The sequence below is a fragment of the Streptomyces sp. NPDC051963 genome (genome assembly GCF_044593495.1).
Lineage (GTDB): Bacteria > Actinomycetota > Actinomycetes > Streptomycetales > Streptomycetaceae > Streptomyces.
In genome coordinates this window covers 279,690-299,204 of the sequence record NZ_JBIUCC010000002.1, presented here as the reverse complement: position 1 = coordinate 299,204, position 19,515 = coordinate 279,690, and the positions used below count along the sequence as shown (strand labels likewise).

The 19,515-nt window shown below is 71.0% G+C and carries 18 protein-coding genes; 10 read left to right on the top strand and 8 right to left on the bottom strand.

Annotated elements, in window-relative coordinates; genetic code table 11:
• Positions 1-18 precede the first annotated feature (18 nt).
• The 5 genes from ACIHFB_RS07835 to leuA form a co-directional block, all read right to left on the bottom strand.
• Positions 19-684, bottom strand: coding sequence for a response regulator transcription factor (locus tag ACIHFB_RS07835; protein ID WP_365278964.1), 666 nt, complete (start codon positions 682-684; stop codon positions 19-21).
• Positions 681-1,856, bottom strand: a complete 1,176-nt coding sequence (locus ACIHFB_RS07830) for a sensor histidine kinase (RefSeq protein ID WP_400126745.1) — start codon at positions 1,854-1,856, stop codon at positions 681-683. The genes ACIHFB_RS07835 and ACIHFB_RS07830 overlap by 4 nt, the downstream gene beginning before the upstream one ends.
• A 102-nt stretch (positions 1,857-1,958) precedes the next feature.
• Positions 1,959-4,049: an MMPL family transporter gene (locus ACIHFB_RS07825; RefSeq protein ID WP_400125874.1), complete on the bottom strand. Its 2,091-nt coding sequence runs from the start codon at positions 4,047-4,049 to the stop codon at positions 1,959-1,961.
• 149 nt (positions 4,050-4,198) lie between these two features.
• Entirely contained in the window at positions 4,199-4,894 is a 696-nt protein-coding gene (locus ACIHFB_RS07820; protein ID WP_365278970.1) for a TerB family tellurite resistance protein, read from the bottom strand.
• Between the two features lie 274 nt (positions 4,895-5,168).
• Positions 5,169-6,890: a 2-isopropylmalate synthase gene (leuA, locus tag ACIHFB_RS07815; protein WP_400125872.1), complete on the bottom strand. Its 1,722-nt coding sequence runs from the start codon at positions 6,888-6,890 to the stop codon at positions 5,169-5,171.
• Positions 6,891-7,201: 311 nt separating this feature from the next.
• Between leuA and ACIHFB_RS07810 the strand changes: the two genes are divergently transcribed.
• The 4 genes from ACIHFB_RS07810 (at position 7,202) to ACIHFB_RS07795 (ending at position 11,182) form a co-directional block, all read left to right on the top strand.
• Entirely contained in the window at positions 7,202-8,275 is a 1,074-nt protein-coding gene (locus tag ACIHFB_RS07810; protein WP_400125870.1) for a M4 family metallopeptidase, read from the top strand.
• 21 nt (positions 8,276-8,296) lie between these two features.
• The gene (locus ACIHFB_RS07805) at positions 8,297-8,563 is read left to right on the top strand and encodes a protealysin inhibitor emfourin (RefSeq protein WP_400125868.1); all 267 of its coding nucleotides are present in this window, start codon (positions 8,297-8,299) and stop codon (positions 8,561-8,563) included.
• Between the two features lie 67 nt (positions 8,564-8,630).
• Complete coding sequence (locus ACIHFB_RS07800; protein ID WP_400125866.1) at positions 8,631-9,947, top strand: GH1 family beta-glucosidase; 1,317 nt, start codon at positions 8,631-8,633, stop codon at positions 9,945-9,947.
• The gene (locus ACIHFB_RS07795) at positions 9,944-11,182 is read left to right on the top strand and encodes an MFS transporter (RefSeq protein ID WP_400125864.1); all 1,239 of its coding nucleotides are present in this window, start codon (positions 9,944-9,946) and stop codon (positions 11,180-11,182) included. The genes ACIHFB_RS07800 and ACIHFB_RS07795 overlap by 4 nt, the downstream gene beginning before the upstream one ends.
• Before the next feature lie 219 nt (positions 11,183-11,401).
• Here the strand turns inward: ACIHFB_RS07795 and ACIHFB_RS07790 are convergent, their stop codons facing one another.
• Positions 11,402-12,256, bottom strand: a complete 855-nt coding sequence (locus tag ACIHFB_RS07790; RefSeq protein WP_365278987.1) for an NAD-dependent epimerase/dehydratase family protein — start codon at positions 12,254-12,256, stop codon at positions 11,402-11,404.
• A 138-nt stretch (positions 12,257-12,394) separates the two neighbouring features.
• Between ACIHFB_RS07790 and ACIHFB_RS07785 the strand changes: the two genes are divergently transcribed.
• Positions 12,395-13,243, top strand: coding sequence for a helix-turn-helix transcriptional regulator (locus ACIHFB_RS07785; RefSeq protein ID WP_365278990.1), 849 nt, complete (start codon positions 12,395-12,397; stop codon positions 13,241-13,243).
• Here ACIHFB_RS07785 and ACIHFB_RS07780 read toward each other — a convergent pair.
• Positions 13,226-13,891: a TetR/AcrR family transcriptional regulator gene (locus ACIHFB_RS07780; protein ID WP_400125862.1), complete on the bottom strand. Its 666-nt coding sequence runs from the start codon at positions 13,889-13,891 to the stop codon at positions 13,226-13,228. The two genes, ACIHFB_RS07785 and ACIHFB_RS07780, sit on opposite strands and share 18 nt — an antisense overlap.
• A 73-nt stretch (positions 13,892-13,964) precedes the next feature.
• On the opposite strand from ACIHFB_RS07780, the gene ACIHFB_RS07775 reads away from it, so the two are divergent.
• From ACIHFB_RS07775 to ACIHFB_RS07755, 5 genes are all read left to right on the top strand, one after another.
• A complete protein-coding gene (locus tag ACIHFB_RS07775) occupies positions 13,965-14,714 on the top strand; it encodes an SGNH/GDSL hydrolase family protein (RefSeq protein ID WP_365278996.1) in 750 nt (249 codons plus the stop codon).
• Positions 14,715-14,783: 69 nt separating this feature from the next.
• A complete protein-coding gene (locus tag ACIHFB_RS07770) occupies positions 14,784-15,842 on the top strand; it encodes a PhoH family protein (protein WP_365278999.1) in 1,059 nt (352 codons plus the stop codon).
• 13 nt (positions 15,843-15,855) lie between these two features.
• Positions 15,856-16,353 carry an rRNA maturation RNase YbeY gene (gene ybeY, locus ACIHFB_RS07765; protein WP_365279002.1) on the top strand — a complete coding sequence of 166 codons (498 nt, stop codon included), beginning with the start codon at positions 15,856-15,858 and terminating at the stop codon, positions 16,351-16,353.
• Positions 16,350-17,657, top strand: a complete 1,308-nt coding sequence (locus ACIHFB_RS07760; RefSeq protein ID WP_365279005.1) for a hemolysin family protein — start codon at positions 16,350-16,352, stop codon at positions 17,655-17,657. The genes ybeY and ACIHFB_RS07760 overlap by 4 nt, the downstream gene beginning before the upstream one ends.
• Complete coding sequence (locus ACIHFB_RS07755) at positions 17,654-18,013, top strand: MmcQ/YjbR family DNA-binding protein (RefSeq protein ID WP_365279008.1); 360 nt, start codon at positions 17,654-17,656, stop codon at positions 18,011-18,013. The genes ACIHFB_RS07760 and ACIHFB_RS07755 overlap by 4 nt, the downstream gene beginning before the upstream one ends.
• Here ACIHFB_RS07755 and ACIHFB_RS07750 read toward each other — a convergent pair.
• A complete protein-coding gene (locus ACIHFB_RS07750) occupies positions 17,975-19,405 on the bottom strand; it encodes an MFS transporter (protein ID WP_400125858.1) in 1,431 nt (476 codons plus the stop codon). The genes ACIHFB_RS07755 and ACIHFB_RS07750 overlap by 39 nt on opposite strands.
• Positions 19,406-19,515: the final 110 nt, after the last annotated feature.

The window sequence follows — 19,515 nt, the reverse complement described above, 5'->3', positions numbered from 1 at the left end:
ATCGTCGGATGCTGTCCGTCACATGGTCCCCGGTGTGACCATCCCCGACTCGTACGCCACGATGACCAATTGCGCCCGGTCTCTCGCCCCCAGCTTCCCCATGATCCGGCTGACGTGGGTCTTCGCCGTCAGCGGGCTCAGTCCCAACGCCTCGGCGATCTCCGTGTTGTTGAGCCCGCGCGCGACGAGCGTGAGCACCTCCCGCTCGCGTTCGGAAAGGCATTCGGGTCCGACGGCCGCCGACGGGGCCGAAGGGCTGCGCAGGAGTCGCTCGATCAGCCGTGCCGTGGGCCCCGGCGACAGCAGCGCCTCCCCGGCCGCCACCGTGCGGATCGCGTCCAGCAGTTCGGCCGGACGGGTGTCCTTGACCAGAAAGCCGGAGGCGCCGGCGCGCAGCGCCTCGACGATGTGCTCGTCGGTGTCGTAGGTGGTGAGGACGAGGACCTTCACCCCGGCGAGGTCCTCGTCCGCCGCGATGAGCCGTGTCGCCTCGATGCCGTCCAGGTCGGGCATGCGGATGTCCATCACCACGAGGTCGGCGCGTTCGCTGCGGGCCAGCCGCACGGCCTCGCGACCGGTGCCCGCCTGGCCGACGACCTCCATGTCGCGGGCCGACTCGACGAGCATGGCGAACGCGGCGCGGACGAGCGTCTGGTCGTCCGCGAGCAGCACTCGGATGGTCATCCGGTCCCTTCCAGGGTGGTCATGGGCAGTACGGCGGCCACCTCGAAGCCGCCCTGCGCCCGCGGTCCGGCGTCGAGGCTGCCGCCCACGCTGCGGGCCCGCTCGCGCATGCCGACGATCCCGAAGCCGGGCTGTGCGGCGTCCGGGGGCCCGGTGCCGTCGTCGGTGACCGCGAGGTGCAGGGCGCCGTCCTTCTCGTACAGGTCGACACGTACGGCGGGTTCGGGCCCGGCATGCCGTACGGCGTTGGTCAGCGCCTCCTGGACGATGCGGTAGACGGCGGCGCCGACGGCGGGCGGGGCCTGCCGTATCCGTACCGTCTGCTCCACGCGCGCCCCCGCGAGCCGGGCGGTCTCCACGAGGTCGGGCACACCGTCGAGGCCGGGCAGCGGGCCGCGGGCGTCGGGCGAGCCGTGCTCCCGCAGCACCTCCAGCGTCGTACGCAGCTCGCCGCGCGCGGCGCGGCAGGTCCCGGCGATGTCGTCGAGGGCCTTGGCGACCGTCTCACGGTCGAGCCGTTCGGGGTCGGCGGCCAGGACGTGCGCGGCGACGGAGGTCTGCACGCCGATGAGGGTGATGCTGTGCGCGAGCAGATCGTGCAGGTCCCGGGCGATACGGAGGCGCTCCTCGGCGACACGGCGGCGGGCCTCCTCCTCGCGGGTGCGTTCGGCGCGTACGGCGCGTTCGACGATGGAGGCGACGTACTGGCGGTAGTAGCGGACGTCGATGCCGAGGAAGAGGACCGCGACGATCCAGCCGGAGATCCGCAGGATCTCCAGCACCCCGTCGGGGTTGGTGACGGCGTTGATGATCAGTGTCGCGCCGAGGACGGTGGTGCCGGTGAGCAGCGTACGGCGCACCGTGCCGGTCGCCGCGATCGTGTACAGCACGACCATCGTCGCGGGGATGGGTGCGGTGTGGTTGTTGTCGAGGGCGTGGTACGGGGCGACGCAGGCCAGCGCCACGAGCATGACCAGCACCGGGCTGCGGCGCCGCCACACGAGCGCCACATGCGCGGCGAGCAGCAGGGTCCAGCCGAGTGCGTCGGGTTGCAGCCCGTGGTCGCCGACCAGGCCGAGGGCGGTGGCGAGGGCGGCCAGCGCCACGGCGAGCAGCGCGTCGTTGCGCATGCCGTGCGGGGCGGTGCGGGGATCGCGGTTGACGGCCGCCATGACCCGCTCGCCGAGGCGGGGTCGCGTCGCTGTGGTGGTTGCCTGCACGCGGTCATCTTCCGTGAGGAGGGCGCCCCTCCGGGAGGGAGGGGCGCCGGTCGGTCAGTGGGTCGAGGCGGCCACGGGCTCCGGTTCCCTCGGCGGCACCGGCCGTTCGGGCTCGCGGGAGAGGCGTCCCGGCCACCACACCTTGCGGCGCAGCGCGACGCTCGCGCTGGTGACCAGGTAGGTGCGGACCAGGAAGGTGTCGAGCAGGACGCCCACCGCGATGACGAAGCCCAGCTCGACGAGTTGCACCAGCGGCATGCTGGTGAGCACCGCGAAGGTCGCCGCGAGGACCAGTCCCGCGGAGGCGATGACCCCGCCCGTCGTCCGCAGCGCGGTGAGCGCGGCCGCCGCGGGTTCGGCGCCGTTCAGGGACTCCTCGCGCATCCGGTGCATCAGGAAGATGCCGTAGTCGACACCGAGGGCGACGAGGAACACGAAGGACAGCAGCCCGAGCCCGGGGTCGGTGCCCTCGAAGCCGAACACCGGTCCGAAGACGAGTCCGCCGATGCCGAGCGCCGCGCCCCACACCGCGACCACGGCGCCGACCAGCAGTAGCGGCGCGACGATGCTGCGCAGCAGTGCCGCGAGGATCAGCAGGACCGACAGCAGCACGATCGGTACGACGACCAGCCGGTCACGGGCGTTGGTGTCCTTGAGGTCCAGTTGCTCGGCACTGGCCCCGCCGACGTAGGAGCCGTCGAGCCGGTCGCGCAGCTCCTCGATGGTCCGGGTCTCGCCAGGGGACTGGGGCGCGGAGGCGGCGAGTACGGAGATCTCGGTCCAGCCGTCGCCGCTGCGGCCGCGTTCGGCGCTGTCCACGCCGCCGGTGTCGCGGATGTCGGCGAGGGCGGCGTCGGCGCGGTCGGTGGGCGTGATGACGCTGATGGGCTGCGTGCCCTGTTCGGGGTAGGCCGCGGCGAGGGTCTCCATGGCGGCGACGGCGTCGGGCTTGCTGGTGAAGGAGTCCTCCTGCTTGAGGTTGCCGGGGAGGTTGAGGGTGCCCAGCGCGAGCGCCCCGAGCAGGACCGCGCCGCCGGCGAGCACGGTCAGCGGCCTGCGCCCGGCGGAGCTGCCCATCGCGGAGAACAGCGACCGGCGGACCTTGGGCGTGCTGCCGTAGCGCGGCACCAGCGGCCAGAACACCCGCCGGCCCAGCAGCACCAGAAGCGCGGGCAGCAGGGTCAGCATGGCCACCAGCGCGCACAGCACGCCGACCGTGCCGAGCGGGCCCATGCCCCGGCTGGAGTTGAGGTCGGCGGCGAGCAGACACAGCAGCCCGGCGGCGACGGTGCCGGAGGAGGCGAGCACGGCGGGCCCGCAGCCGCGCAGGGCGGTGACCATGGCGTCGTACGGCCGCTCGATGCGCCGTAGTTCTTCCCGGTACCGGGCGACGAGCAGCAGCGCGTAGTCGGTCCCCGCGCCGAACACGAGGATCGTCATGATGCCGGAGCTCTGGCCGGACACGGATGTCCCGAACCACTGGTTGAGTCCGTAGGCGACGCCCATCGACAGGAAGTCGGCGATGCCCGCGACGACGAGCGGCACCAGCCACAGGAACGGGCTGCGGTAGATGATGATCAGCAGCAGCGCGACGACCGCGACGGTGGTGTAGAGCAGCGGTCCGTCGAGCGAGTTGTAGACCTCGCCGGCATCCGTGGCGAGCGCCCCCGGACCGCCGACCTCGACGCTCAGTCCGTCGCCGCCCTGCGCGAGGTCCCGTACGTCGTTGACGAGCACGTCCCGGGCCTTCTCGTCCGTGCCGGGCTCGGTGCTGGCCACCGGGTACATCAGGGTGGTGCCGTCCCGGGACGGCACGGCGGCCGGGTCGCCGGTGAGCGTGTGCGCACCCGCGATCGCCTCGATCTGGTCGGCGGCGGTGGCCTTGTCGGCGGCGGTCAGCCCGCCGTCGCGGTGGTAGACGACGACCATCTCGGTGGCCTCACCACCGGGCAGCCGCTCCTGGATCTTGGCGACCTGTGTGGAGTCGGCACTGGCCGGCAGATAGTCGACGGCACGGTCACGCTGGACGTCGCCCAGCTTCGAGGCGAACGGCGAGGCGATCGCCAGTACGGCGATCCACAGCCCGAGCACCAGCCAGGGCACGGCACGCCGCCGCCGCCGTACGGATGTCTTTGCGGCCCCCATGTGACGGGCCTCCCTCCGGTCGGGGTGTCTGGGTCGTTCTCCAGACTCCCGGCGGGAGAGGGTCGATTCGTCGCGCGTGAGGGCGAGTTGGGGGGTACTGCCCGGGGCGGTACGGAGGGCGCTTTACTCCCTGGGGAGTACGGCGACGACTACGACGGTGTACGCGCCGCCGCCAGCAGCCGGCTCACGTCGTCCCCGCAGATCGTCAGCGCCGCCCCCACCGTGCTGAGCACATCCCGCTCGGCCGGTGTGTACGGTCCGTCCGCGAGGGCGATGCGGGCGCCCTGGAGGAGGATCGACTCCCGGCCGGGGGCGGCGAGGTGCGGGGCCAGCGGGTCGAGGGCCTCGTGGAGCTCTATGGCCAGGCCCGCACCGCAGGGTTCGCCGTAGACCCGGCCGGTGTCCGCGGCCAGCGCCTCGACCAGGGCGTTCAGCTGGTCCTCCGTGCAGTCGTCGAAGCCGGCGGCGCGGACCTCGGTCGCGGCGGCCTCCAGGGCCGTACGGCTGCAGGTGCCGCCCGCGGCGAGGACCGCGAGGGCGACGGTGTGCACGGCGTCGCGGAGCATCGCGGAGAAGCGGGTGGTGGTGGGGTGGTCGAGGACGTCCGTGCCGAAGTGGCGGCGGCAGGCGGCGCATTCCACGACCGGGCCGGTCTCGCCGCGCGGCAGCACGGGCACACCGAGCAGGGTGAAGCGGCGGCGGCCGGTCAGCCGCTGGTAATTGCGGTCTCCTCCGCATCCCGGGCAGAAGAACTCGCCGTCGCCGACGGCACTCCACGCGGTACGGGTGCCCAGCATGCGCGCACGCCTGACAGCACGGCCGTCTCGTCCCCGTCCTGGCAGCACGTCGCACCTCCGTAACCCCACGGCAACATCGCCGCGCTGGCGTGATGTTAGCCACATTGTCGAGGAAGAGTCAGTACCCCGGACGAGACGTACCCGTGACCTGCACAAGGAATGGCCGGTAAACGACGGAGCCCCGCCCACCGGGATACGGCAGACGGGGCACCTTGAAACCCGGGCACAGGGATGCCGGTAAGGGGCGCGGGGAACTGCGCGACCAGCCACGACGGCGCAGCAGCCGCTCAACGACCCCTGGCACCCCCTACGGAGCGAACCGTCAACGCGCCGCCCGGTTGACCGCCGAGACGACCGCTTTCAGCGACGCACGTGTCGTGTTCGCATCGATGCCGATACCCCAAAGAATCTTGCCGTCGATCGCGCACTCGATATAGGAAGCGGCCTGCGCGGAGGCCCCCTCGCTCATCGTGTGCTCCTGGTAGTCCAGCAGCCGTACGTCGATGCCGATGGACTGGAGGGCGTCGAAGAAGGCCGAGATCGGGCCGTTGCCGGTACCGGACAGGACGGTGTCCGTGCCGTCGACCGCCGCCTCGACGGTGAGCGTGTCCACGCCGTCGGTGTCGGTGGTGGACTGGCCGTTCTTGACCTGGATGCGGCCCCACGCGTTACCGGGGTTCGGCAGGTACTCGTCCTGGAAGGTCGCCCAGATGTCCTTCGGCGTGATCTCGCCGCCCTCGGCGTCCGTCTTCGCCTGGATGATCTTCGAGAACTCGATCTGCATCCGGCGCGGCAGGTCCAGCTTGTGGTCGTTCTTCAGGACGTAGGCGATACCGCCCTTGCCGGACTGCGAGTTGACGCGGATCACGGCCTCGTAGGAGCGGCCGACGTCCTTCGGGTCGATCGGCAGGTACGGCACCGCCCACTCGATGTCGTCGACGGTGACGCCCTTGGCGGCCGCGTCGGCCTCCATCGCGTCGAAGCCCTTCTTGATGGCGTCCTGGTGGGAGCCGGAGAAGGACGTGTAGACCAGGTCTCCCACGTACGGGTGGCGCGGGTGGACCTCCATCTGGTTGCAGTACTCCCACGTACGACGGATCTCGTCGATGTCGGAGAAGTCGATCTGCGGGTCGACGCCCTGGGAGAAGAGGTTCATGCCCAGCGTGACCAGGTCGACGTTGCCGGTGCGCTCGCCCTGTCCGAACAGACAGCCCTCGACGCGGTCGGCGCCGGCCATCAGCGCCAGCTCGGCGGCCGCCACGGCCGTACCGCGGTCGTTGTGGGGGTGGATCGACAGGACGACGTGCTCGCGGCGGGTCAGGTTGCGGCCCATCCACTCGAAGCGGTCCGCGTGCGTGGACGGCGTCGAACGCTCCACGGTGGCGGGCAGGTTGAGGATGATCTCGCGGCCCGGACCGGGCTGCCAGACGTCCATGACCGCCTCGCAGACCTCCAGCGCGAAGTCCAGCTCGGTGTCGGTGAAGATCTCCGGGGAGTACTGGTAGCCGAACTCCGCCTCCGGGCCGAGCAGCTTCTCCGCGTACTCGATGACCAGCCGCGTGCCGTCGACGGCGATCTGCTTGATGTCGTCCTTGGAGCCGCGGAAGACGACCCGGCGGAAGACGGGTGCGGTGGCGTTGTAGAGATGGACGTTGGCCCGCTTGGCGCCCTTCAGGGACTCCACCGTGCGCTCGATCAGGTCCTCGCGGGCCTGCGTCAGTACGGAGATGGTGACATCGTCGGGGATCGCGCCCTCTTCCTCGACGATGGAGCGCACGAAGTCGAAGTCGGTCTGGCCGGAGGCCGGGAAGCCGACCTCGATCTCCTTGTAGCCCATCCTGACCAGCAGGTCGAACATCGCGCGCTTGCGCACGGGCGACATGGGGTCGATCAGAGCTTGGTTGCCGTCGCGCAGGTCGGTGGAGAGCCAGCGGGGGGCGGTGGTGATCCGCTTCCCGGGCCAGGTGCGGTCGGCGATGTCGACCTGCTCGTACCGGCCGTACTTGTGGATCGGCATGGAACTGGGCTGCTGGCGGTTTGCCATGGTGCGGGGCTCCTCAGGGTGTCCGGAAGGACGGCCGACGACGCAACACCAAGCACCGCGGGGAGGGAGTCGGCCTCGACTACAGGCCCTCGCCGCGGCAGCTAAGGAGAAGCAGCCCAAAACGCATGATGCGCAGCATGCTAGCGGAGCCACTCCCTAACCCGGGCCTCCGTATCAATATGCGGGACTGAAAGCGCCGAGCCCGCGGCCGCTAACACAGCGCAACCACCCATGGCGCATGAAGTACTACATTTCACCAATCATGGTTGCACCTAGTGACACCGGCATCACGGAGTGCCATCGTGCCGGACATGACGACAAACGGGGGCTTCACGCCCGTCTTCTGCACCGTCGTACCACCACACATCCTCGACAGGCTCGCCCAGGCCGAGGACCCCACACTCGCCGGTCCCGCTCGCAAAACCCTCGAGCACGACGCCTACCAGCGCACCCACCGCCGCCTGACCACGGTCCTCGGTGCCCCGGCCATCGCCGCACCCGCCGAAGCCGCCGCGGGCAAACCTCACCGCACGATCTACGACGCCGGGCACGGGACCGACCTGCCCGGAAGGAAGGTCCGCGCCGAGGGCGACGAGCCCGGCAGGGACGCCACGGTCAACCGCGCCCACGCGGGCCTCGGCGCCACCTTCGAGCTGTTCCTGAAGGCGTACGAGCGCGACTCGATCGACGGGAACGGTCTGCCGCTGGACGCGACCGTGCACTACGACGAGGACTACGGCAACGCCTTCTGGAACGGCGAGCAGATGGTGTTCGGCGACGGCGACGGCGAGATCTTCCTCGACTTCACCATCCCGATCGACGTCATCGGCCATGAACTCGCCCACGGCGTCACCCAGTACACGGCCAACCTCACCTACTTCGGCCAGCCGGGCGCCCTGAACGAGTCGATGTCCGACGTCTTCGGCTCGCTCATCAAGCAGTACACCCTCGGCCAGACCGCCGCCGAGGCCGACTGGCTGATCGGCGCCGGCCTCCTCGCCCCGCGCGTCACCGGCAAGGCGCTGCGCTCCATGAAGGAGCCGGGCACGGCGTACGACGACGACGTCCTCGGCAAGGATCCGCAGCCCGGGACGATGGACGACTTCGTCCGCACCGGACGCGACAACGGCGGCGTCCACATCAACTCCGGCATCCCCAACCACGCCTTCTATCTGGCGGCGACCGCGCTCGGCGGCCACGCCTGGGAGCGGGCCGGGCAGATCTGGTACGACGTGCTGACCGGGGGCGAGTTGAAGGAGCAGGCCCTCTTCGCCGATTTCGCCACGCTGACGGTCGCTGCCGCGAAGGCACGGTTCGGCGACGGCGGCGAGGAGCTCCAGGCCGTGGTCAAGGCCTGGGAACAGGTCGGGGTGCGCACCCTCTAGTTCCGTACTAGACAGGACCCCATGCGTATTCAGGTGAGGCGCACGGGCGGATTCGCGGGCATCGAGCGGCACGCCGAGGTGGACACCTCGGGGCGGCCGGATGCGAACGAGTGGCACGCCCTGGCCGAGAAGGCGGTTTCCGCGGGCCGGGGCGTGCCTGCCGTCGGGGTGCCCGACGGCTTCAGCTACCAGATCACCGTGGACGGGAAGACGGTGTACTGCTCGGATCCGCGGCTCACTCAGGAGCAGCGGGACCTGATCTCACGTGTGTTGAAGGAAGGCGCGTAAGGAATCGAGGGCGGCGCGTAACTGCTTGTTCACGCCCGCCCGTTGACTTCCGTTACCGACGGTACGGATGATCCGGCGCATGGCGACTGACCCGATACCGCAGTTCCCGTCCGACTTCCTGTGGGGCGTCTCGACGTCCGCCCATCAGATCGAGGGAGCGGCCGACCAGCGCGGACTCTCCGTCTGGGACGCCTTCACGGCCGAGCCCGGACGGGTCAAGGACGGCTCCACGGCGGCGGTGGCCTGCGACCACTACCACCGCTACCGCGAGGACGTGGCGCTCCTGGCCGGCCTGGGCGTGGACGCGTACCGCTTCTCGATCTCCTGGCCCCGGGTGAACTCCCCGAACGGCCTGGACTTCTACGACCGGCTGGTCGACGAGCTGTGCCGGGCGGGCGTACGGCCCGTCCCGACCCTCTTCCACTGGGATCTGCCCGTGTCCCTGGACTGGCTGAAGCGGGACACCGCTCTGTCCTTCGCGGAGTACGTGTCGACGGTGGCCGACCGCCTGGGCGACCGCGTCACCAAGTGGATCACCATCAACGAACCCGCCGAACACACCCTGTTCGGCCATGCGTTGGGCGCCCACGCACCGGGCAGGCAGCTGATGTTCGACGCGCTGCCCGCCGCCCACCACCAACTCCTGGCCCACGGCCTGGCCGTACAGGCGCTGCGCGCGTCCGGCGCCACCGACATCGGCATCGCCAACTCGCACGGCCCGACCTGGCCGGTCTCGCAGGAGCAGCCGGACCTGGAGGCGGCCGACTTCTACGACCTGCTGCTCAACCGGCTCTTCGCCGACCCCGTTCTGCTCGGTGAATACCCCGAGGGAATCGGCGAGTTGATGCCCGGGGACGTCCCGGCCGACCTCAAGGTCATCGGGGAGCCGCTGGACTTCTACGGCGTCAACTACTACGCGCCGGCCCGGGTGGGCGCCCCGCAGGGCACCGACATCGAGTTCGGCGGGCTGACGATCCCGGCCGAACTCCCCTTCTCCGTACGGGAGATCGACGGCGTCCCGGTGACGGACTTCGGCTGGCCGGTGGTCCCGGAGGGCCTGACCGAGCTGCTCACCGGCTTCCACGAACGCTACGGCGACCGGCTCCCGCCCGTCGTGATCACCGAGAACGGCTGCTCGTACGAGGGCGTGGACGACCAGGAGCGGATCGCCTACCTGGACGGCCATGTGCGGGCGCTGCACGGGGCGTTGGCGGCGGGCGTGGATGTGCGCGGCTACTTCGTGTGGTCGTTGCTCGACAACTTCGAGTGGGCGGAGGGGTACGCACGCCGGTTCGGGCTCGTGCACGTGGACTTCGAGACGCAGACACGGACGCCCAAGGCGTCGTACGGCTGGTATCAGGAGCTGCTCCGGGCCCAGAGGTGACGACGGCGTTCGCGGAACCCGCCGACCGGGTCGGCAAGGGCTGGACGACGGCCCTGTCGCTGGCCAACGTGGCGATCTGGGTGGGCTGGTACGGCCCGTTGCAGATCCTGCTGGCCCGGCAGGCGGAGGACTTCGCGCCCGGCACGGGCATGTCGAAGGAGACGCTGCTGGCGTGGGTGACGGCGGTGGGCGCCGTGGTGTCGCTGGCGGCCAACCCGTTCTTCGGCGCGCTGTCGGACCGCACCACGGCCCGCTGGGGCCGCCGCACGCCGTGGATCGTGGCCGGCGCGGCGGGCGGCGCGCTGTCGCTGCTGCTGCTCGCGGGTGCGGGCGGGCTGTGGACGATGGCGGTGGGCTGGTGCCTGGTCCAGCTGACCCTGAACGCGGCCTTCGCGGCGGTCACCGCGGCGGTGCCGGACCGCGTGCCGCGGCTGCAACGGGGCTCGGTGGGCGGGTGGTTGGGGGCGGCGCAGATCCTGGGGGCCGTGGCCGGCACGGGGCTGGCGACGGCGGCGGGCGGGATCGTTGCGGGCTATGCGGCCTGCGCGGTGTTCGCGCTGGCGGGCGTCCTGCCGTACGTGCTGCGGTACGGGGATCTCAGGCTGGCGGTCGCGGACCGGCCCGCGTGGTCGGCGAAGGCCTTCCTCAGGGGCTTCTGGCTGAGCCCGCGCCGCTTCCCGGACTTCGGCTGGGCCTGGCTGACCCGCTTCCTGATCAACCTCAGCAACGCCCTGGTGATCCTCTACCTGCTCTACTACCTGCGGGACCGCCTCCACCACGACGACCCCGAGGAGGGCGTCCTCATCCTGACCGCGGTGAACAGCGTGACGCTGCTCGCCACGGTCGTCGTGGGCGGCGTCCGGTCGGACCGCTCCGGCCGACGCAAACCCTTCGTGCGCTGGTCCGGGGTGCTGATGGCGGCGGCCACGGCCCTGCTGGCCGGCTGGCAGACCTGGACGAGCGCGATCGTCGTGGCGGCGCTGCTGGGCGTGGGCCTCGGGGTGTTCATGTCGGTCGACTTCGCCCTGATGACGGACGTCCTGCCGAAGGCCCGGGACCGGGGCAAGGACCTCGGCGTCATCAACGTCGCGAACGCCCTGCCCCAGGTCGCCGCCCCCGCCCTCGCCGCCCCGATCGTCACGTACCTCGGCGGATACCGCGTGCTGTACGCGGTGGCGGCCGTGATCGGGCTGGCGGGGGCGGTGCTGGTGGGGCGTATTCGCGGGGTCGACTAGGGCCTGTCCGGCGGATCAGGTCGCAGGGAGGCAACGGTGCCTCATTGTCGCAGGTGAGCGGGGTCTGGTGCGTCGAGCTGCAAGGCGGAGGAGGGCGGCGACGCGATGGGGGTCCCCCCGCTCGAGCGCAGCCGAGAGTGGGGGAGTCGACAACCGACGACAACGCCGCAGATCGGCGTGCCAGACCCCGCGTCTGCGGCATGATCCGCCGGACAGGCCCTAGAGGGCGCCGGCGGCCCGGGCCGCGTAGACGCTGGGGTACAGCGGGCGGTAGCCGAGCTCCCGGCGGATGCGGTCGGTGGAGGTGATCACGAGCCAGGGGTCGGGATCGGTGCGGGTGTACAGCTCGGCGGGGACCTCGACGCCGTTGAGCTGGTGCAGTTCGACCGCCGTGACGGGGGCGTCGTCGGCGATGTTGTAGATCCGGCCGGCGATGCCCGGTGCGTGCAGGATGCGGAGCAGTCCCTGGGCGACGTCCGCGTGGTGGCCCATGTGCAGCCGCTGGGTCGCGGCCCAGTTCCCGGCCCACATCATTGACTGGGCGAGGTGCGGGTCGCCCTCGCCGTAGACGAACGGCAGCCGGCCGACGCGCACGTCCAGCCCGTCCAGTGCGAGCAGCTCCCGCTCGGCCTCGGCCTTGGACTCGGGGTAGGCGCCCCACATCGCCCCGCCGGGCCGGCTCTCGTCGTCCTCGGTGACCGGGCGGCCCCGTCCGACGCCGTACACCAGCCCCGTGCTGACCTGTACGAACCTCCGCACACCGGCGGCCAGTGCGGCACGGCCCAGTTCCACCGCCGCGTCCCGGTTGACCGCCCACGCCTCGTCGTCGGGCACCCCGCGGAAGGAGGCCGCGACGTTCACGACGGCGTCCGCCCCGGCGACCGCCTTGCCGAGCGCCTCCGGGTCCCGCAGATCGCCCACGACGACCTGGGCGCCCAGCTCGGCGAAGGGCTCGCCCTTCGACGCCTCGCGCACGAGAACCCGTACCTCCTCCCCCGGCCGGGCCTGGGCCAGCAGCCTCGGTACGAACCGTCGGCCGACCTGCCCCGTCGTCCCTGTCACCAGTGTCAACATGATCTGCTCCTCGCGAACCGGATGCTCCTGCTCTCGTGCCACCACCCTCGGACGGTGCGGCGCCGGCCGGGAGAGACCCGTTGATCAGGGGACCGACAGTCCCTGGCTAAGGCGGACGGGCTGCCGCAGGCTGGAGGGGTGAACCGAGCCGAACTCGCAGACTTCCTGCGCCGGGGCCGTGCCCGTCTCTCCCCGGCGGACGTGGGCCTCACGCCGGGCGCCCGCCGCCGTACGGCCGGGCTGCGACGCGAGGAGGTGGCGCAGTTGGCGGGGATGTCGGTGGACTACTACACGCGCCTGGAGCAGTCCCGGGGTCCGCGCCCGTCCCGGCAGATGCTGACGGCGCTGGCCCGCGCGCTGCGCCTGACCGCCGACGAACGCGACCATCTGTTCCACCTGGTCGGCGAGGAGCCGCCGCGCCGAGAGACGGCGTCGGCGCATGTCCCGCCGGGCCTGATGCTGATCCTGGACCGGCTGCACGACACACCGGCGCAGGTGGTGACCGACTGCGGCGAGGTGCTCGCCCAGAACACGATGGCGAGGGCGCTGACCCACGATGTGATGTCCCGCCCCCCGGGCGAGCGCAACCTCCTGCGCCTCTACTTCCTGGACCCTCGGGCGCGCACGCTGTTCCCGGAGGAGGACCGGGCGGAACACGCACGCACCCATGTCGCCAATCTGCGTGCGGTGGCCGCCGCCCGCCCCGACGACCCGGAGCCGGCCGCGCTGGTCGCCGAACTCCTCTCGTCCAGCGAGGAGTTCGCCCGCCTGTGGGACGAGCACGAGGTGTCGCTGCGGCACCGGGCGACCAAACGCTTCCAGCACCCGGTGGTGGGCCTGCTCGATCTCGACTGCGAGGTGATGCTCAGCCACGCACACCACCAGCTCCTGGTCATCCACACCGCCCGACCGGGCACGGAGTCCTACGAACGCCTCCAACTGCTGCGGGTGGTGGGCCTACAGGACATGTCAGTGGGCAAGCCCTGACCGCACCGACTCCGCCGCCCGTTCCGGATCGTCACCGGCCGCCACCGCGAAGTCCCTGAGCATGCCCGCGAGGACGTCGTCAGGGCCGTAGATCCCCATGATGTAGCCGGCGTGCGCGAGCCGGGCCAGACCGTGCATCTGGGCGAAGAGCTGGCGTACGGCGAGGTCGGCGTCGACGTCGGCGCGGAAACGGCCGGCGGCGACGCAGCGGCGGATGGCATTGCGCGGGTAGCGGAGCAGCCGGACGCCCATCTGCCGGTCCTCATCGGTGAGTTCGAAGCCGGCGAGGCCGGAGCCGCCGAACATCACGGCGTAGACGTCGGGTTCGGCGCGGGCGAACTCCTGGTAGACGCGGCAGAGTCCGGCGAGTTCACGAACGGGGTCGGCGTCCGGGGCGGTGGCCGGTTCCACGTCCTCCACCCGGGCCGCGAACCGGGCGACCCCTTCCCTCATCAGCTCGCGCACCAGTCCCGGCATCGAGCCGAAGTGGGTGTAGACGGCCATGGTCGACGCCCCGACGGCCTTCACCAGGCGGCGGGCGCTCAGGGCGGCGGGGCCCTCCTCGGCGAGGACGCGGGCGGCTTCGTCGAGGAGGCGGCGGCGGACGGGGGATGCGGCGGTGGGCGGTTCACCGTTCGGGGTTGACACGAGGGGCAGGATAACGCTGTTATTTGTCCATAACAGCGTTATGCCGTCGCCAGACGACTGCCAGGGGGTCCGTATGTTCGCGAACGGGATGCGAGGACGGCTGATCCGGCTGCCCGAGGCCGCGGGAGCCGACTCGGGGAAGACGGAGGGCAAGGGACCGGCGCTGCGACTCGTCGTCGTCGGCGACTCGGTGGCGGCAGGCGTGGGCGCGGCGCACCACGAGGAGGCGATGGCCGGGCAGGTGGCGGAGGCGCTGTCGGCGATGACCGGCAGGGCGGTGTCATGGCGGGTGGCGGCGAAGGCGGGGGCGACGCTCGCGACCGTACGCCGGGGTCTGCTGTCCGGCCTCACGGACCCGACCACGAACTGGCGCCCCGACCTGATCCTCGTCGTCGCCGGCACGAACGACGCGCTGCGGCTGCGCCGGCCGAGGGTGTTCCGCCGGGAGGCGCAGGCCCTGGTCCGTGACGCGCGGCTGCGACTGGGCGAGGACGTTCCGGTGATCTTCGCGGGTCTCCCGTCGATCGACCGCGTGGCCGCCCTCCCCCGCCGGATCAAGCTCCCGCTCGGCCTCTACCTGCGCATCCTCGACCACCAGCTGAAGACGGCGGCCGCGAGGGGAGTCGCCGTCTTCCATCTCCCCTCCGGCGGTCCGCCGGAGTTCGAGGGGCCCTGGCTCGCGGCGGACCGCTTCCACCCGTCGGCGGACGGCTACCGCGCGTGGGCGCGCGTGCTGGCGGCCCGTCTGGCGACACCGGCGGAAGCGATGAGCTTGTCCGACGAAAAGACCTACGGCGATGTCAGTCTCCCGGCGTACCCTTGAAATCGCCAGGCCGCCCTTGTGGCGGGCGAGATGTAATGAGGAGGACGTGCAGGCCTACAGAGCCGGCCCATGACTCAGACACCCACAGCTCAGACTCCTGCGCAGGGGCAGGCACGAGCACAGTTCACCGTCCCCGCCCAGCACCCCATGGTCACCGTCCTGGGGTCCGGCGACTCCCTTCTGCGCGTGATCGAGAAGGCCTTCCCGGCGGCCGACATCCACGTCCGGGGCAATGAGATCAGCGCGGTCGGCGACGCCGCTGAAGTCGTCCTCATCCAGCGCCTGTTCGACGAGATGATGCTGGTGCTCCGCACCGGACAGCCGATGACGGAGGACGCAGTGGAACGCTCGATCGCCATGCTCAGGGCGAGTGAGAACGGGGAGAGCGACGGCGAGGAGACCCCCGCCGAGGTGCTCACTCAGAACATCCTCTCCTCCCGCGGCCGCACGATCCGCCCCAAGACCCTCAACCAGAAGCGGTACGTCGACGCGATCGACAAGCACACGATCGTCTTCGGCATCGGCCCCGCCGGTACCGGCAAGACCTATCTCGCCATGGCCAAGGCGGTGCAGGCCCTTCAGTCCAAGCAGGTCAACCGCATCATCCTGACCCGGCCCGCGGTCGAGGCGGGCGAGCGGCTGGGCTTCCTGCCGGGCACGCTGTACGAGAAGATCGACCCGTATCTGCGCCCGCTGTACGACGCGCTGCACGACATGCTCGACCCGGACTCGATCCCGCGGCTGATGGCGGCGGGCACGATCGAGGTCGCGCCCCTGGCGTACATGCGCGGCCGTACGCTCAACGACGCGTTCATCATCCTGGACGAGGCCCAGAACACCAGCCCCGAACAGATGAAGATGTTCCTCACCCGCCTCGGCTTCGAATCGAAGATCGTGATCACGGGTGACGTGACACAGGTCGACCTGCCCAGTGGCACCAAGTCCGGTCTGCGTCAGGTCCAGGACATCCTGGAGGGCCTCGACGACGTCCACTTCTCCCGTCTGTCGTCCCAGGACGTCGTACGGCACAAGCTGGTCGGCCGTATCGTCGACGCGTACGAGAAGTACGACAGCCACCACGGCACGGAGAACGGCACCCACAAGGGCGGCCGCAACAAGCGGAAGTAGACAAGCCAGCACCATGTCGATCGACGTCAACAACGAATCCGGAACCGAGGTCGACGAGCAGGCGGTCCTCGACATCGCCCGCTACGCGCTCGCGCGGATGCGCATCCACCCGCTCTCCGAGCTCTCGGTGATCGTCGTGGACGCCGACGCCATGGAGCAGCTCCACATCCAGTGGATGGACCTGCCGGGCGCGACGGACGTCATGTCCTTCCCGATGGACGAGCTGCGTCCGCCGACGAAGGACGACGACGAGCCGCCGCAGGGCCTGCTCGGTGACATCGTGCTGTGCCCCGAGGTCGCCGAGAAGCAGGGCAAGGAGGCCGAGACGCAGCACTCCATGGACGAGGAGCTCCAGCTCCTGACCGTCCATGGAGTGCTGCACCTGCTCGGCTACGACCACGAGGAAGCGGACGAGAAGGCCGAGATGTTCGGTCTCCAGGCCGCCATCGTGGACGGGTGGCGTGCGGAGAAGGGCCTCACCGGCCCGTCCCCGGCCCCGACCGTGTCATGAGCCTCCCGCTGATCTCCGGCGCCGTCGCCCTGGTCGTCGTCGCCTGGCTCGCCGCCTGCGCGGAGGCCGGCCTCGCCCGCGTCTCCAGCTTCCGCGCCGAGGAGGCCGTCCGCTCCGGCCGCCGCGGCAGCGAGAAACTCGCCCAGGTCGCCGCCGACCCGACCCGCTACCTCAATGTCGCCCTGCTGGTCCGCGTCGCCTGCGAGATGGCGGCCGCCGCGCTCGTCACCTACGCCTGTCTGAACGAGATCGACGGCACCACCCGCGCCCTGCTCGCCGCCATCGGCGTCATGGTCCTCGTGTCGTACGTCGCCGTCGGCGTCTCCCCGCGCACCATCGGCCGCCAGCACCCGCTGAACACCGCGACGGCGGCGGCGTACGTCCTGCTGCCGCTGGCCCGGGTGATGGGCCCGATCCCGCCGCTGCTGATCCTCATCGGCAACGCCCTCACCCCCGGCAAGGGCTTCCGCCGCGGCCCCTTCGCCTCCGAGGCCGAGCTGCGCGCGCTGGTCGACCTCGCCGAGAAGGAGTCCCTCATCGAGGACGAGGAGCGCCGCATGGTGCACTCCGTCTTCGAGCTGGGCGACACGCTCGTGCGGGAGGTCATGGTCCCGCGCACCGACCTGGTGGTCATCGAGCGCTACAAGACGATCCGCCAGGCCCTCACCCTCGCCCTGCGCTCCGGTTTCTCCCGTATCCCGGTGACCGGCGAGAGCGAGGACGACATCGTCGGGATCGTGTACCTGAAGGACCTGGCCCGTAAGACGCACATCAGCCGGGACGCCGAGTCCGAGCTGGTGTCCACGGCCATGCGGCCCGCCGCCTTCGTGCCCGACACCAAGAACGCCGGCGATCTGCTCCGCGAGATGCAGCAGGACCGCAATCACGTCGCCGTCGTCATCGACGAGTACGGCGGCACGGCCGGCATCGTCACCATCGAGGACATCCTCGAGGAGATCGTCGGCGAGATCACCGACGAGTACGACCGCGAGCTCCCGCCCGTCGAGGAGCTCGGCGACGACCGCCACCGCGTCACCGCCCGCCTGGACATCGGCGACCTCGGCGAGCTGTACGACCTGGAGTCGTACGACGACGAGGACGTGGAAACCGTCGGCGGACTCCTCGCCAAGGCCCTCGGCCGCGTCCCCATCGCCGGGGCGTCGTCCGTGGTCGAACTCCCCGACGGCCGCAGACTGCGCCTCACCGCCGAGGCCGCCGCGGGCCGCCGGAACAAGATCGTGACCGTGCTGGTGGAGCCGGTGGGGCCACTGGATCCGCAGGAGGAGGAGAAGGAGCCGGAGTGACCCCTCAGCAGCTGCGCGCCCTCTGTCTGTCCTTCAACGCGGTTGTGGAGGACTTCCCGTTCAGTCCGGAGACCTCGGTCTTCAAGGTCATGGGCAAGCTCTTCGCCCTGTCCTACCTGGACGCCAAGCCGCTGAAGGTCAACCTCAAGTGCGATCCGGAGGACGCGGTACGGCTCCGAGAAGAGCACCCGGGCCTGATCGTCCCGGGCTGGCACATGAACAAGCGCCACTGGAACACGGTCACCGCCGACGGAGCGCTCCCGGACCGGCTGGTCCGGGAGCTCGTCGAGGACTCGTACGACCTGGTGGTCGCCGGTCTACCGCGCGCCGACCGGCTTCGCCTCGACCGCCCCTGACACCCGCAGCCCGAGCGCGACCAGTGCGGCCGCGGCCAGCACGATCGCCGCGTCGATCGCCACGACCGTGTGCACGCCGGACATCAGGTCCGAGGACGTCGTGGCCAGGACGCCGAGCAGCGGGATGCCGACCGTGAGGCCCACCTGCTGGGTCGAGGTGACCAGCCCGGTGGCCAGCCCCTGCTCCCCGTCCGGGACACCGGAGGTGACGGTCAGGCCGTAAGAGATGATCGCGCCGAGGTGGCACATGCTGGCCAGGGAGACGGCGGCCGTGGCGAGCCAGACGGACCAGGTGTGGGTGTCGAGGCCCAGCAGGGCGGCCGTGAGTGCGCCCTGTCCGGCGAGCGAGGCGACCAGCGTGCGGCGGGCTCCGATGAGGCCGACGATCCTCGGGGTGTACGCGCCCGCGACCACCGACAGCACGCCCTGCACGCCGAAGACGAGGCCCGTCCGGAAGGCGGACAGGTCCAGGGTCTCCTGGAGGTAGAGGGTCAGCACGAAGACCACCGTCGACATCATCGAGAAGGTGACCAGCCCGCCCAGATTGCCCCACGCAACCGTGCGGCGGCGCAGCATCGGCAGGGACACCAGCGGGGCGGCGGTGCGGGACTCGACGTAGCCGAAGGCCGCGAGCAGCAGTACGCCCGCGATGAGCGTCCCGATGACGTCCGGCCGGCCGAAGCCGTGGTCGGCGGCCGTCGACAGGGCGTAGATCAGGGAGAGCAGACCGCCGGTGACGGTGATGGCGCCGGGGATGTCCGGGTGGGGGCGCTCAGGGGTGCGGGACTCCGGCAGCAGGCCGGGCGCCGGCGGCAGCACGAGCACCGCGAACAGCGCGAGCAGGCCCATCGTCGAGCGCCAGCCGAACGCGTCCGTGAGGACCCCACCGGCCACCATGCCGACGGTGAAGCCGAGGGAGAGCAGCGTGCCGGAGATGCCGACCGCGCGGTCGCGGGCCGGACCCTCCGGGAAGGTCGTCGTCAGCAGGGACATACCGGTCGGGACGATCGCCGCCGCGCCGACGCCCTGCAACGCCCGGCCCGCCAGGAACGACGCCGGATCCCACGCGAACGTCGCCAGCAGCGAGGCCGCGCCGAACAGCGCCAGGCCGGTCAGGAACAGCCGGCGCCGCCCGTACAGGTCGCCGATCCGGCCGAAGAGGAGCAGGAACCCGCCGGACGGCAGCGCGAACGCCGTGACCGCCCACTGCAACGCGGACTGGCTCATGCCCAGGTCGGCGCCGAGAACGGGCAGTGCCACGTTCAGCACGGAGAAGTCGAGGGCGACCATGAACTGGGCGGCGCACAGGACGAAGAGGACGAGCCTGTCGCGCGGTGAGAGCCGGGCGGGGGTGGTCGTGGACGGTGGAGTGGATGCGGTGTCGATCGCCATGGGTAGGAGCCTCGTGGCACCGGAATAGCCGTGGGGAGCGGGAAGTTGTCCTGGTGGTGGCACCACCAGGCAGCGCACAACGGGGGTCGTACGTGGCGGACGTGATCGAG

Excerpts from the sequence above, each read along its gene's own strand:
- ACIHFB_RS07835 (WP_365278964.1), bottom strand. The coding sequence starts at position 684 with ATGACCATCCGAGTGCTGCTCGCGGACGACCAGACGCTCGTCCGCGCC.
- ACIHFB_RS07830 (WP_400126745.1), bottom strand. The coding sequence starts at position 1,856 with ATGGCGGCCGTCAACCGCGATCCCCGCACCGCCCCGCACGGCATGCGC.
- ACIHFB_RS07825 (WP_400125874.1), bottom strand. The coding sequence starts at position 4,049 with ATGGGGGCCGCAAAGACATCCGTACGGCGGCGGCGGCGTGCCGTGCCC.
- leuA (WP_400125872.1), bottom strand. The coding sequence starts at position 6,890 with ATGGCAAACCGCCAGCAGCCCAGTTCCATGCCGATCCACAAGTACGGC.
- ACIHFB_RS07810 (WP_400125870.1), top strand. The coding sequence starts at position 7,202 with ATGACGACAAACGGGGGCTTCACGCCCGTCTTCTGCACCGTCGTACCA.
- ACIHFB_RS07805 (WP_400125868.1), top strand. The coding sequence starts at position 8,297 with ATGCGTATTCAGGTGAGGCGCACGGGCGGATTCGCGGGCATCGAGCGG.
- ACIHFB_RS07800 (WP_400125866.1), top strand. The coding sequence starts at position 8,631 with ATGATCCGGCGCATGGCGACTGACCCGATACCGCAGTTCCCGTCCGAC.
- ACIHFB_RS07790 (WP_365278987.1), bottom strand. The coding sequence starts at position 12,256 with ATGTTGACACTGGTGACAGGGACGACGGGGCAGGTCGGCCGACGGTTC.
- ACIHFB_RS07775 (WP_365278996.1), top strand. The coding sequence starts at position 13,965 with ATGTTCGCGAACGGGATGCGAGGACGGCTGATCCGGCTGCCCGAGGCC.
- ACIHFB_RS07770 (WP_365278999.1), top strand. The coding sequence starts at position 14,784 with ATGACTCAGACACCCACAGCTCAGACTCCTGCGCAGGGGCAGGCACGA.
- ybeY (WP_365279002.1), top strand. The coding sequence starts at position 15,856 with ATGTCGATCGACGTCAACAACGAATCCGGAACCGAGGTCGACGAGCAG.
- ACIHFB_RS07760 (WP_365279005.1), top strand. The coding sequence starts at position 16,350 with ATGAGCCTCCCGCTGATCTCCGGCGCCGTCGCCCTGGTCGTCGTCGCC.
- ACIHFB_RS07750 (WP_400125858.1), bottom strand. The coding sequence starts at position 19,405 with ATGGCGATCGACACCGCATCCACTCCACCGTCCACGACCACCCCCGCC.